Raw genomic sequence first — 12284 nt, forward strand, 5'->3', positions numbered from 1 at the left:
GGATATTTAGCTGTTGAGTTTAGCTGTTTTTTTGAATTTGAAATCGTCAGGATGATATAATTTCTTACTTTTGAGCTTAAATTTAATTTCTCTTAGTTTTGATAAAAAGGTTTTTGTGGTCTTTATTGGTTTTTTTACTGATAAGTTGCGGTAAAAGTGAAAAACCAGTAGTCGCCTTTTATTATTGGAAAACCATCTTTAAATTATCTCAAAAAGAAACAGAAGCTTTAAAGGATAATGATGTCAGTAAACTTTATGTTCGCTATTTTGACATTGGCTTACATCCCGAGAATCAGCAGCCTATTCCTGTAAGTCCGATACGTTTTCAGCAAAGCGTGAATAATTTTACTATTGTTCCGGTTGTCTTTATACAAAATAAAGTCATGTTGTTGCCTGATTTGGATATTGATGATCTGGCTCAAAAGACATTTTCTTTTATTGAAGAAATAAATGCTAAGAATAAAATTCAGTGCAATGAAATTCAAATTGATTGTGACTGGACTTTAAAAAGCAAAGAAAACTATCTGAAATTTATTGAACGATTTAAAAAATTTTCGCACAAGAAACTTTCAGCAACAATTCGATTACATCAGGTAAAATATTTCAAAAAGACAAAAATTCCAAATGTTGATTCCGGAGTTTTGATGTATTACAATATGGGAACAATTGCTACGGATTCTTTGAATTCTATATACAATCAAAAAATTGCAGAACGTTATCTCAAAAGTTTAAAAAAATATCCGTTGCATCTGGATTTGGCATTGCCAATATATTCTTGGGGAGTTCACATCAGGAATCAAAAGGTAATTGGTTTACGTTCGAAGATAAACGTAAGTGAACTTAAAAAAAATCAAAATTTCGAGCAGGTAAACGCTCTGTTTTTCAAAGTAAAGCAATCTAATTATAAAAATGGTGTTTTTTATGAAGAGAATGATTTACTGAAAATAGAAGCAATTTCTTCTGAAGATCTGTTGGAAATGGCAGATGAATTAGACGATAATTTAGCTCAAAAACCAAAAGAAATTATATTTTACGATTTAGACGAATTCAATTTAAACAACTATGAAAAGAATATTTTTAAGCAAGTTATTTCTTGTTTCTAGCTTTACGTTACTTTCTATTTACGGAATAATCTATGCTTGCGCCGATGGTGACGATTGGGATTATTTTGGGTATAATTCGAATTTTACACCAGAAACATTTGCTGATAAATCGTATTCACCACTTTTTTTGTCAGGCGCTATTTTTTACGGAATTGGTTTTGATAGAGAGCATAATTCCAGATTTAATGAAGATATAAAATCGGATTGGGAAAATTACCTGAAAGGGAAAGTCGATGCGACAACGGTAAGTCATTTCTTGATTGGAGACGAACCGACAAACCCTTATGCTGAAAAAGACAAAGTTTCGGCAAACAAAACCGAAATCACGCAGCTTCATGTTTATTACAAAAACAAAAAAGAGAATCAGACTTCTCTAAAATGGGGAAAGAAAATAAGTTTGAAAGATGCTAAAGTGAAAAGTTTTATAGAGTTTTTGTATTTGGCTCAAAAGATAGAAACAGTTTCGATAGGCGATGAGTATTGGAGTTATGATCCCGTTGTGGCAAAAACTTTCAAAGATTTAAAAATGATTCAGTCTATTGAGAATGTTTACAATACAACCTCAGATTCATTCCTGAAAAACAGATATTGGTTTCTAACTATGAAAGCTTATTTTTATAGTAGTAATAAACCTAAAGCAATTTTGTTTTTTAATAAAACAGAAGCTTCTGTTGCTAAAAACACTTTATATTATCGTGCATTGGCGTATGTAGCAGGAATTAATTATCAGCAAAAAAAATATGCAACGTCTAATTATTTGTATGCTTTGGTTTTTGATAAATGTCCGGAAATGAGAATTGTTACAGCATATAGTTTTCATCCAAAAAACGAAGCCGATTGGACTAAGTCTTTAGCAATGGCAAAAAACAATAAAGAGAAAGCCGCACTTTGGGCAATTCATGGATATTATAAAGATGAAAGACAAGCGATTGAAAAAATCTACGAATTAGATCCTAAAAGTGAACATCTGAATTATTTGCTGACAAGGCTGATCAATAAGCAAGAGCAAAATATAAATAATTCATTTGCGGTGAAAACAAATCCGGATGATTATAGCGCGCCTTCGGTAGCACAAACAGTTGCCGAGAACAAAGCTGAAAATCAAGCTAAATTTGATAAAAAAGCATTTGATTTAGTTTCGAAAATTGCAGCTGCCGGAAATACAGAAAAGCCATATTTATGGGATATTTCATTAGGATATCTTCAAACTTTAAAAGGAGATTTCGCCAACGCAGATATTAATTTGAATAAAGCCGAGAAAACTTTGCCTAAAACAGAATTGGCAGGATATCAATTAAGATTGCTTCGTTTTGTAAATAATATGAGCAAAATTGATAAACTGACAGATAAAAACGAGAAAACAATTCTTGCAGATTTAAATTGGCTGTATTACGAACTTCCAAAAACATATAAAGACCAGGAGTTTCGTTATCAAAATGCCGTTTCGTGGAGCAAGAATTATTTGGCAGCGCTCTATAAAGCAAAAGGAAATCCAGTTATGGTGGAATTGTTTGGCGGAGATTCGCATTCAAATCCATATTATTGGAGTGGAGGAAATTCGTTTTATGACAATGAAAAGGATTTACTGGATATGAAAACTTTTTTGGCTAAGCCAAATAAAACCGAAATAGAGAAAATCGCTTTCGGAATTTACAGTTTAAAATTGAAAGATATTAATAATTTCCAAGCAGTTCAGGCAACTTTCAAAAACAAGATTCCTGAAGCAATTGCTTTTATTCAACAAACAGATTCTGTTCAGGATTATCAGTTTTTAGGAAATCCGTTTAACGGAAATATTAAAGATTGTCATGATTGCGAACATGCAGCTTATCAAAAGAAGAAATATTCTCAGCTTGAGTTTTTAAATACAATAAAAACGATGCAGGATAAATTGGCTCAAAAAGAAGATGTTTATACTAATAGTTTATTGTTGGGAAACGCTTTCTATAATATAAGTCATTTCGGAAACGGCAGAACTTTTTATGAAATAAGTATTGTGGGTTACGGTTCGAGCCCATATTCGTTTAGAGATTCTATGAAAAAAATGATTACCAATTGTGATCTTCCTAAAATGTATTATCAAAAAGCATTTGAAGCGGCAACAACAAAGGAGCAAAAAGCAAAATGTGTTTACTTATTGTCAAAATGTGAACGAAATGAATTTTATAACAATAAATATAATAACATAACCAATTGGTGGAGTGTTGAAGATGATAAAATTAATTTCACGGCATGGAATGGTTTTAAAGCGTTGAAAAAAGAATATTCAGATACAAAGTATTATCAGGATGTAATTGCAGAGTGTGGTTATTTTAATACTTATATCAATCAATAATTTGTAATTGTATCTTTGTCTTAATATAATTAATGAGATGGTAAATAAAATTGAACACATAGGAATCGCAGTAAAAAACATGAACGACGCAAATGTATTGTTCGAAAAACTGCTGGGAGTTCCGTCCTATAAAGAGGAGAGAGTGGAAAGTGAAGGTGTTTTGACTTCTTTTTTTCAAACTGGTACAAATAAGATTGAACTTTTGATGGCAACCAATCCGGAAAGTCCAATTGCTAAATTTTTAGAAAAAAAAGGAGAAGGGATTCATCATATTGCTTTTGATGTAGAAGATATATATGCAGAAATTGAACGTTTAAAGAATGAAGGTTTTGTGCTGATTAATGAAGTGCCTAAAAAAGGTGCGGATAATAAATTAGTGGTTTTTTTGCATCCAAAAAACACAAATGGCGTCTTGGTTGAGCTTTGTCAGGAAATTCGCTAAAGAAATAACTCGTTTTTTATTTTAAATAAGGTGTTGAAAATCAATTACGTTCTTGTTAAGACTAGATATTATTTGAAATTAATTAGAAATGTTGTCTTAAAATATTTGGAGTGAATTAAAAATAGTAGTAATATTGCATCCTCAAACCGGTCCTATAGCTCAGCTGGTTAGAGCACCTGACTCATAATCAGGTGGTCCCTGGTTCGAGCCCAGGTGGGACCACAAAAAGCCTCATAATTTTATGAGGCTTTTTTTTGTTTAAAACATTGCATTTGTGTAAAAAACTTATACATTTGTCAAGGAATGTCGCTGTGAATCATGGTTTTGTGCGAAATTTCAACAAAGACCCCAAGTCTAACTAATATTGTGCTTGTTTGATAGCATGTTAAAATTATGAAAGTAATAAGAATTATTTTTTTAGTATTTTTTTTGGTTTTTGCCAATGTGTTTATTGCTAAGGCTGATTCGACTCATCCTGGTCCACCAGATTCAGCAGTGGAAGCTACAGCAGAAGGGGACCCGGGAAATCCTGGAGATAATGTGCCAATCGATCAAAATCTTGTTTTTTTAATGATAGCAGGATTTGCTTTGGGCGGTGTATTTATATATAAAAATAAAATAAAACAGGCTTCAATATAAATTGAAGTCTGTTTTTATGGAATAATTTTAGCGAGATTTATTTGTTTATCGAGTAAAGTCTTGATATATATTTTCCAACTACGTCAAATTCTAAGTTTATTTTAGTTCCAATTTTGAAATCCTTAAAATTAGTGTGTTCATGCGTGTAAGGAATAATTGAAACACTAAATTCATTTGTTTTAGAGTTTACAACCGTAAGACTTACTCCATTAACAGTTATAGAGCCTTTTTCTATAGTGATGTTGCTGAGGTTTTTGTCATATTCAAAGGTGTAGTTCCAGCTTCCGTTTGCTTCTTCGATTTTAATGCAGGTTCCGGTTTGGTCTACGTGGCCTTGAACAATATGACCGTCAAGACGATCTCCAAGTTTCATTCCTCTTTCTAGATTTACAATATCGCCAGTTTTCCAGTCTCCAATATTTGTTTTTAAAATAGTTTCATCAATAGCAGTTACGGTATAAAATGAATCTTTTATGGCTACGACTGTTAGGCATATTCCGTTGTGCGAAACGCTTTGGTCAATTTTTAATTCATTTGTAATAGAAGAATCAACAGTTATGTGAAGATTACTTTGATCTTTTTGTATTTCGTGAATCCTTCCGAGGGTTTCTATAATTCCTGTAAACATTGTTGTTTTATTTTACTAAATTTGCACATCAAAATTAGTAATAAATAAGCTGAGCTCATGAATAAAAAAGCAGAAAATATAATTGTTGGAATTTCAATTGGAGATTTAAACGGTATTGGAAGCGAGGTTATATTGAAAACATTCGAGGATTCCCGCATGTTAGAAATGTGTACGCCAGTTATTTTTGCAAACGCCAAAATACTTTCTTTCGTTAAAAAAAGTTTTACTTCAACAGTTCAATTTCATGGAGTTGATAAATTAGATCAGGTTTTGCCGGGAAAATTAAATGTCTTTAATCTTTGGAAAGAAGGGGTTGATATTAATCTGGGGAAAAATGATGAAAAAATTGGCGAATATGCAGTGAAGTCTTTTGTGGCAGCAACCAAAGCTTTAAAAGATGGAGCAATTGATGTTTTAGTTACGGCTCCAATAAATAAATACAATATTCAGTCAGAAGGATTTAAATTTCCCGGACATACAGATTATTTGGATCAGGAATTAGAAGGTAATGCTTTAATGATGATGGTTCAGGACAATCTAAGAGTTGGTTTATTGACAGATCATGTTCCTTTAAGTGAAGTTTCTTCGCATTTGACGGAAGAATTAATCACAAGAAAAATTGAAACAATAAGAAAATCATTAATTCAGGATTTTAGTATCGTAAAACCAAAAATTGCTGTTTTAGGATTAAATCCACATGCAGGTGATGGTGGTGTAATAGGGAAAGAAGATGATTTGATCTTGAAGCCGACTTTAAAGAAAATATTTGATGCCGGAACAATGGTTTTTGGACCTTTTCCTGCTGATGGCTTTTTTGGGAACAGTCAATATGAGAAATATGATGCTATTGTAGCAACATACCACGATCAGGGATTAATTCCTTTTAAGACATTGTCTTTTGGGAAAGGCGTTAATTATACAGCAGGTTTAAATAAGATTAGAACCTCGCCGGATCATGGTACAGCATACGATATTGCTGGAAAAGACGTGGCAGATTTTAATTCATTTAAAGAGGCGATTTATCTTGCGATTGATATTTTTAACTCGCGTAATCAGTATGAGGAGATTAGTCAAAAACCTCTTAAAATAAAAGAAAAACAGTTATAAACAAAAAAAGGTGAATAAGATTATTAGTTTTATAATAATTTTATATCTTTGCACCCCAATTCAGATATCTGAGTTTTAGATACGAATTGGTCAAATTGATGTTGAAATGAGCAAAACAAAAGAATTTTTAATTCCTTTCATAGGATTAAAGCTAGGAAAACACCATTTTGAGTATCAAATAAGTAACACGTTCTTTGAGAACTTTGATTACGACGAATTTCAAAGCTCGGATATCAAAGTGAGTTTAGTTTTAGATAAGAAAAGCAACATGTTAGAGTTGGAATTCAAACACAAAGGAACCGTAAATGTACCTTGTGATCTAACAGGCGAAGATTTTGATCTTCCTATAAAAGGGAAAATGAAATTAATTGTTCGCTTTGGAGATGAATTCAATAATGATAACGAAGAGTTGTTGATCTTACCACATGGAGAGCATGAAATAGATGTAGAACAATACATTTATGAAATGATTGCACTTTCGGTACCGCTAAAACGAGTTCATCCAGGAGTGAAAGATGGTACTTTACAAAGTGAAGCTTTAGCAAAACTGAATGAATTAAAAGTCAAAGAAGAAAAAGAAGAGAGTAAACAAGAAGAAGATATTGACCCGCGTTGGGACAAATTAAAGAAACTATTAACGGATAAATAATATAGTAAAATGGCACATCCTAAGAGAAAAATCTCGAAAACAAGAAGAGATAAGAGAAGAACACATTATAAAGCTACTGTAGCTCAAATCGCTACATGTCCTATTACTGGAGAAGCACATTTATACCACAGAGCTTACTGGCATGAAGGTAAAATGTATTACAGAGGGCAAGTTGTTATCGATAAATCTGTAGCGGTTGCTTAATACGTTTTTGTAAATGATACTAGAACTCTCACATAGTGAGAGTTTTTTTTGTTGGTTATAATTTTCTTTTTTTAAGAAAATATATACAAATTCATTTCGTTTTTTTTTGTAATTTTCAAGTCTTTTAAAAATTTTTCAAATAGCGATATTTGAAACGAAATAATAGAATATAATGAATACAATCACAGCCGCAATTACCGCTGTTGGAGCTTATGTTCCTGACTTTGTACTTTCGAACAAAGTATTAGAAACAATGGTCGATACCAATGACGAATGGATTACTACTCGTACCGGAATTAAAGAAAGAAGGATTCTTAAAGATGCTGATAAAGGAACATCGTTTCTTGCTATAAAAGCAGCGCAGGATTTAATAGCAAAAGCCAATATTGATCCGTTAGAGATTGATATGATTATAATGGCAACAGCTACTGCAGATATGCCAGTAGCCTCTACAGGAGTTTATGTTGCAACAGAAATTGGAGCCACTAATGCATTTGCTTATGATTTGCAAGCGGCGTGTTCAAGTTTCTTATACGGAATGTCAACTGCTGCAGCTTATGTGCAGTCAGGGCGATACAAAAAAGTATTATTAATTGGTGCCGATAAAATGTCATCAATTGTAGATTATACAGACAGAGCAACTTGTATTATTTTTGGTGATGGAGCAGGAGCTGTTTTATTCGAACCAAATTATGAAGGCTTAGGTTTACAAGACGAATACTTGCGAAGCGACGGGGTAGGACGTGATTTTCTTAAAATTTCTGCCGGAGGTTCTCTAATACCAACTACTGAAGAGACCGTAAAAAACAAACAACATAACATTGTTCAAGACGGAAAAACCGTTTTTAAATATGCTGTAACTAATATGGCAGATGCAAGCGAATTGATTTTGAAAAGAAACAATTTGACAAATGAAGATGTTAACTGGTTAGTGCCACATCAGGCTAACAGACGTATTATCGATGCTACTGCCAGCAGAATGGAACTTGAAGAATCAAAAGTATTAATGAATATTGAAAGATATGGTAATACAACTTCGGCTACTTTGCCTTTAGTGTTAAGCGACTTTGAACACTTATTAAAAAAAGGAGATAATATTATTTTTGCTGCTTTTGGTGGTGGATTCACTTGGGGATCTATTTACCTAAAATGGGCTTACGATAAGAAATAAATTAAAACTAAAAACAAATCATTATGGATTTAAAAGAAATTCAAAACCTAATCAAATTTGTAGCAAATTCGGGAGTTGCAGAGGTAAAGTTAGAAATGGATGATGTGAAAATCACTATCAGAACAACTTTAGAAGGAAATGTAACTGAAACTACTTATGTACAACAATTACCAGCTCAGGCTGCGTTGCCACAAGCAGTTGCTCCACAACAAACTGCTCCGGTTGTTGTAAATGTAAATACTGAAGCATCAGCTCCAGCTGAAGACTCTAAATACATTACTATAAAATCTCCAATCATTGGAACTTTTTACAGAAAACCATCTCCAGACAAACCGGTTTTCACTGAAGTAGGAAGTACTATTGCAAAAGGTGATGTTCTTTGTGTAATTGAAGCAATGAAATTATTCAACGAAATTGAATCAGAAGTTTCAGGTAAAATTGTAAAAATTCTTGTTGACGATATGTCTCCTGTAGAATTTGACCAACCTTTATTCTTAGTTGATCCATCATAAATAAATTTAGATTTTAGATTTTAGTTTTTAGATTGGTTCACAATAGAAATTTTGTTAATCATCTAAAATTATCTAATTATCAAATTGTCTAATTATCTAATTAAAATAAGATGTTTAAAAAAATATTAATTGCGAATAGAGGAGAAATTGCACTTCGTGTAATTCGTACATGTAAGGAAATGGGAATCAAAACTGTAGCAGTTTACTCTACAGCCGATGCAGAAAGTTTACATGTTAAGTTTGCTGATGAAGCGGTTTGTATTGGTCCCCCTCCAAGTAACTTATCGTATTTGAAAATGTCAAATATAATTGCTGCTGCAGAAATTACAAATGCAGACGCAATACATCCAGGTTATGGATTTCTTTCTGAGAATGCTAAATTCTCAAAAATTTGTCAGGAACACGGAATCAAATTTATTGGTGCCGCTCCTGAAATGATTGATAAAATGGGAGATAAAGCTTCTGCAAAAGCTACAATGAAAGCTGCGGGAGTTCCATGTGTACCAGGTTCTGACGGATTATTAGAATCTTTCGAACAAACACAAAAGTTAGCTAAAGAATTTGGTTACCCGGTTATGCTTAAAGCTACCGCTGGTGGTGGTGGAAAAGGAATGCGTGCTGTATGGAAAGAAGATGAATTATTGAAAGCATGGGAAAGTGCACGTCAGGAAGCTGCCGCTGCATTTGGAAATGACGGAATGTACATGGAGAAACTTATCGAAGAACCACGTCATATCGAAATTCAGGTTGTTGGAGATTCATACGGAAAAGCATGTCACCTTTCTGAAAGAGATTGCTCTGTACAACGTCGTCACCAAAAATTGACTGAAGAAACACCTTCACCTTTCATGACTGACGAATTGCGTGCTGCAATGGGAGAAGCTGCTGTAAAAGCTGCTGAATTCATTAAATACGAAGGAGCTGGAACTGTAGAATTTCTTGTGGATAAACACAGAAACTTCTATTTCATGGAAATGAATACACGTATTCAGGTAGAGCACCCAATCACAGAACAAGTTATTGATTATGATTTGATTCGTGAGCAAATTATGGTTGCAGCCGGAATTCCAATTTCAGGAAAAAACTATTTGCCACAATTACACGCAATCGAATGTCGTATTAATGCCGAAGATCCTTATAATGATTTTCGTCCTTCACCAGGAAAAATTACTACACTTCATATGCCAGGTGGACACGGAGTTCGTTTAGATACTCATGTTTATTCAGGATATAGTATTCCGCCAAATTACGATTCAATGATCGCTAAGTTAATTACTACAGCACAATCTCGAGAAGAGGCTATTAGTAAAATGCGTAGAGCTCTTGATGAATTTGTGATCGAAGGTGTGAAAACTACAATACCTTTCCATAGACAATTAATGGATGATCCAAGATATATTGCAGGAGATTATACAACTGCATTTATGGATACTTTTAAAATGAATCCAATAGAATAATTATAAAAGGCTGTCAATTTTTTGACAGCCTTTTTTATTTCACGCCATATTTTAATTCTACAGGTTTACAATTTTCTTTCAGGTAAACACTTTTATTGTATATTTTTTACACACTTTTCTAAAGGATTATACACTTTTTTACAATTTTAAATTTTAGCATATTTTAGTTAAGGCCTTTAAAAATAAGGGTTTATTAGGTTTAAGAGTTCTTGTTTAGGTAACGGCATAATAATTTCATTATCTAAAGCGTAAACAACTATTAAATAATTAAAATATACTATTATGAAAAATTTATTTTTATCAGCCGCAATTGTTTTAGGAGGTTTAACTTCATTTGCTTCAACTTCTCCAATAACAAACAATATTGTAAAAACTGTAACAGTTTCAGATGAATACACTGAAATTAAATTGGAAGAAATACCAGCTCCAATTACTGAAGCTTTGAAAAAAGCATATCCAACTGCTGTTGTAACAAAGGCATACAAAAACGAAAAATCAGAATATAAATTAGATGTTACAGTTGGTGACAAAGTAGGAAATCTTTTTGCTAACGCAGATGGGACTTGGATTAAAAAATAATCCCGTCGATTCTCGTGAAGATTCAAATTAGCAATATTAGACTCAAATTAAGAATACTAAAATACAACTATCATGAAAAATTTATTTTTATCAGCCGCAATCGTTTTGGGAGGTTTAACATCATTTGCATCAACTTCTCCAATTTCAAATACAATCGTAAAAACAATTTCAATTCAGGACGAGTACACTGAAATTAAATTAGAAGAAGTTCCAACTGCAGTAACAGATGCTCTTAAAAAAGCATATCCTGACGCAGTTCTTTCTAAAGCATTCAAGAATGCTAAATCAGAGTATAAGTTAAGTGTAACAGTAGGAGACAAAGTAGGTTCTCTTTATGCTAACGCTGATGGGTCTTGGGTTAAAAAATAATAAGACTAAATAATAAGGACTAACCCTTAAAAACTATTATTATGAAAAAGTTAATCTTATCGGCAGCTATCGTTTTAGGAAGTTTGTCAATGCAGGCAGCAAATACTATTGTAACCAACTCAGTGTTGCAATCAGTAAATGCTCAGGATGAATATAAAGAAGTAGATGCTGTTCCGGCAGCGATCAAAACAGCTCTTGACAATGCTTATCCAGGTGTAAAATTGGAGAAAGCTTATGTAAACGAAAAGAAAGAGTATAAAATTGAAATCGTAGTTCGAGGCGAAAAATCTACTGTTTATACAGACGCTTCGGGGAATATTCTTAAGAAATAATTTAAACTAACTATAAAAACTATTTATTATGAAAAAAGTAATCTTATCAGCAGCAATCATTTTGGGAGGTTTATCAGTTCAGGCTACTACTCCGGCAGTAAAAACTTCAATGACTCAGTCAGTAATCGTTCAGGACGAGTATAAAGAAATTGGTGCAGATGCTGTTCCTGCAGCTGTAAAATCGACTATCGAAAAATCTTTTCCAAACACAAAACTTGAAAAAGCGTATAAAAACGATAAAGATCAATACAAACTTGAAATTTCAAGTGGAGACAAAAAGTATACTGTATTTACAGATGCTTCAGGAACCATCATTAAAAAATAATTAAAAAAGAGCACTATGAAAAAGTTAATCTTATCAGCAGCGATCGCTCTGGGAAGTTTGTCAATTTACGCAAGTACGCCGGCAACTCCTGAGCAAGCAAAAATGACTGTTTCTATTCAAGCCGAATATACCGAAGTTAGTGCAGATGCTGTACCCGCTGCTGTAAAAACCGCTTTACAAACTGCTTATCCCGGTGCAAAACTGGACAAAGCGTTTGTTAACGAAAAGAAAGAATACAAATTAGAAATATCGGTTGGTGACCAGAAGGCTACTGTATATTCAGATGTCAATGGCAACTGGTTGAAGATATAATTAGGTGAAATTAGATTTATGTTTTTGGTAAAAAAGAGGTTGCTTATAGCAATCTCTTTTTTTTTGCATAATTTTGTGAAAAGACAATTTTATTAGTATTATTTTAGCAAAAAAGTCCCT

The 12284-nt window shown here is 32.8% G+C and carries 16 protein-coding genes and 1 tRNA gene; 16 read left to right on the forward strand and 1 reads right to left on the reverse strand.

Going from position 1 to position 12284, the window contains the following annotated elements; genetic code table 11:
• Window positions 1-98: 98 nt before the first annotated feature.
• From LPB88_RS10590 to LPB88_RS10610, 5 genes are all read left to right on the forward strand, one after another.
• Window positions 99-1103, forward strand: a complete 1005-nt coding sequence (locus tag LPB88_RS10590; RefSeq protein ID WP_230715300.1) for a hypothetical protein — start codon at window positions 99-101, stop codon at window positions 1101-1103.
• Window positions 1063-3438: a hypothetical protein gene (locus LPB88_RS10595; protein WP_230715303.1), complete on the forward strand. Its 2376-nt coding sequence runs from the start codon at window positions 1063-1065 to the stop codon at window positions 3436-3438. The genes LPB88_RS10590 and LPB88_RS10595 overlap by 41 nt, the downstream gene beginning before the upstream one ends.
• 37 nt (window positions 3439-3475) lie before the next feature.
• Entirely contained in the window at window positions 3476-3880 is a 405-nt protein-coding gene (gene mce / locus LPB88_RS10600; RefSeq protein ID WP_230715305.1) for a methylmalonyl-CoA epimerase, read from the forward strand.
• A 148-nt stretch (window positions 3881-4028) separates the two neighbouring features.
• Window positions 4029-4102, forward strand: a tRNA-Ile gene (locus LPB88_RS10605).
• A 171-nt stretch (window positions 4103-4273) separates the two neighbouring features.
• Window positions 4274-4519: a hypothetical protein gene (locus LPB88_RS10610; RefSeq protein WP_230715307.1), complete on the forward strand. Its 246-nt coding sequence runs from the start codon at window positions 4274-4276 to the stop codon at window positions 4517-4519.
• 37 nt (window positions 4520-4556) lie between these two features.
• Here LPB88_RS10610 and LPB88_RS10615 read toward each other — a convergent pair whose 3' ends face one another.
• Window positions 4557-5147, reverse strand: coding sequence for a riboflavin synthase (locus LPB88_RS10615; protein WP_230715309.1), 591 nt, complete (start codon window positions 5145-5147; stop codon window positions 4557-4559).
• Between the two features lie 57 nt (window positions 5148-5204).
• Here LPB88_RS10615 and pdxA point away from each other — a divergent pair, with 57 nt between their 5' ends.
• The 11 genes from pdxA to LPB88_RS10670 all read left to right on the forward strand — a co-directional run bounded on the left by pdxA (window position 5205) and on the right by LPB88_RS10670 (window position 12164).
• Window positions 5205-6254 carry a 4-hydroxythreonine-4-phosphate dehydrogenase PdxA gene (gene pdxA / locus LPB88_RS10620; protein WP_230715311.1) on the forward strand — a complete coding sequence of 350 codons (1050 nt, stop codon included), beginning with the start codon at window positions 5205-5207 and terminating at the stop codon, window positions 6252-6254.
• A 106-nt stretch (window positions 6255-6360) separates the two neighbouring features.
• A complete protein-coding gene (locus LPB88_RS10625) occupies window positions 6361-6903 on the forward strand; it encodes a DUF177 domain-containing protein (protein WP_230715313.1) in 543 nt (180 codons plus the stop codon).
• 9 nt (window positions 6904-6912) lie between these two features.
• Entirely contained in the window at window positions 6913-7107 is a 195-nt protein-coding gene (gene rpmF, locus LPB88_RS10630) for a 50S ribosomal protein L32 (RefSeq protein WP_007137315.1), read from the forward strand.
• Window positions 7108-7279: 172 nt separating this feature from the next.
• The gene (locus tag LPB88_RS10635; RefSeq protein WP_230715315.1) at window positions 7280-8278 is read left to right on the forward strand and encodes a beta-ketoacyl-ACP synthase III; all 999 of its coding nucleotides are present in this window, start codon (window positions 7280-7282) and stop codon (window positions 8276-8278) included.
• A 23-nt stretch (window positions 8279-8301) separates the two neighbouring features.
• A complete protein-coding gene (gene accB, locus LPB88_RS10640) occupies window positions 8302-8790 on the forward strand; it encodes an acetyl-CoA carboxylase biotin carboxyl carrier protein (RefSeq protein ID WP_230715317.1) in 489 nt (162 codons plus the stop codon).
• A 110-nt stretch (window positions 8791-8900) separates the two neighbouring features.
• Window positions 8901-10247, forward strand: a complete 1347-nt coding sequence (gene accC, locus LPB88_RS10645; protein WP_026983588.1) for an acetyl-CoA carboxylase biotin carboxylase subunit — start codon at window positions 8901-8903, stop codon at window positions 10245-10247.
• Between the two features lie 282 nt (window positions 10248-10529).
• Window positions 10530-10826, forward strand: a complete 297-nt coding sequence (locus LPB88_RS10650) for a hypothetical protein (protein ID WP_230715319.1) — start codon at window positions 10530-10532, stop codon at window positions 10824-10826.
• Between the two features lie 72 nt (window positions 10827-10898).
• Entirely contained in the window at window positions 10899-11195 is a 297-nt protein-coding gene (locus LPB88_RS10655) for a hypothetical protein (protein WP_230715321.1), read from the forward strand.
• Window positions 11196-11236: 41 nt separating this feature from the next.
• Window positions 11237-11527: a hypothetical protein gene (locus tag LPB88_RS10660; protein ID WP_230715323.1), complete on the forward strand. Its 291-nt coding sequence runs from the start codon at window positions 11237-11239 to the stop codon at window positions 11525-11527.
• A 28-nt stretch (window positions 11528-11555) separates the two neighbouring features.
• The gene (locus LPB88_RS10665) at window positions 11556-11852 is read left to right on the forward strand and encodes a hypothetical protein (RefSeq protein ID WP_230715324.1); all 297 of its coding nucleotides are present in this window, start codon (window positions 11556-11558) and stop codon (window positions 11850-11852) included.
• A gap of 15 nt (window positions 11853-11867) precedes the next feature.
• Window positions 11868-12164 carry a PepSY-like domain-containing protein gene (locus tag LPB88_RS10670; protein ID WP_230715326.1) on the forward strand — a complete coding sequence of 99 codons (297 nt, stop codon included), beginning with the start codon at window positions 11868-11870 and terminating at the stop codon, window positions 12162-12164.
• Window positions 12165-12284 lie beyond the last annotated feature (120 nt).

This window comes from Flavobacterium sp. JAS (assembly GCF_020991455.1).
Classification (GTDB): Bacteria; Bacteroidota; Bacteroidia; order Flavobacteriales; family Flavobacteriaceae; genus Flavobacterium.

Coding starts and splice junctions, on each gene's coding strand:
- LPB88_RS10665 (WP_230715324.1), top strand. CDS start 11,556: ATGAAAAAAGTAATCTTATCAGCAGCAATCATTTTGGGAGGTTTATCA.
- LPB88_RS10670 (WP_230715326.1), top strand. CDS start 11,868: ATGAAAAAGTTAATCTTATCAGCAGCGATCGCTCTGGGAAGTTTGTCA.
- LPB88_RS10650 (WP_230715319.1), top strand. CDS start 10,530: ATGAAAAATTTATTTTTATCAGCCGCAATTGTTTTAGGAGGTTTAACT.
- pdxA (WP_230715311.1), top strand. CDS start 5,205: ATGAATAAAAAAGCAGAAAATATAATTGTTGGAATTTCAATTGGAGAT.
- LPB88_RS10625 (WP_230715313.1), top strand. CDS start 6,361: ATGAGCAAAACAAAAGAATTTTTAATTCCTTTCATAGGATTAAAGCTA.
- accC (WP_026983588.1), top strand. CDS start 8,901: ATGTTTAAAAAAATATTAATTGCGAATAGAGGAGAAATTGCACTTCGT.
- LPB88_RS10595 (WP_230715303.1), top strand. CDS start 1,063: ATGAAAAGAATATTTTTAAGCAAGTTATTTCTTGTTTCTAGCTTTACG.
- LPB88_RS10635 (WP_230715315.1), top strand. CDS start 7,280: ATGAATACAATCACAGCCGCAATTACCGCTGTTGGAGCTTATGTTCCT.
- accB (WP_230715317.1), top strand. CDS start 8,302: ATGGATTTAAAAGAAATTCAAAACCTAATCAAATTTGTAGCAAATTCG.
- LPB88_RS10660 (WP_230715323.1), top strand. CDS start 11,237: ATGAAAAAGTTAATCTTATCGGCAGCTATCGTTTTAGGAAGTTTGTCA.
- LPB88_RS10610 (WP_230715307.1), top strand. CDS start 4,274: ATGAAAGTAATAAGAATTATTTTTTTAGTATTTTTTTTGGTTTTTGCC.
- LPB88_RS10655 (WP_230715321.1), top strand. CDS start 10,899: ATGAAAAATTTATTTTTATCAGCCGCAATCGTTTTGGGAGGTTTAACA.
- LPB88_RS10615 (WP_230715309.1), bottom strand. CDS start 5,147: ATGTTTACAGGAATTATAGAAACCCTCGGAAGGATTCACGAAATACAA.
- mce (WP_230715305.1), top strand. CDS start 3,476: ATGGTAAATAAAATTGAACACATAGGAATCGCAGTAAAAAACATGAAC.
- rpmF (WP_007137315.1), top strand. CDS start 6,913: ATGGCACATCCTAAGAGAAAAATCTCGAAAACAAGAAGAGATAAGAGA.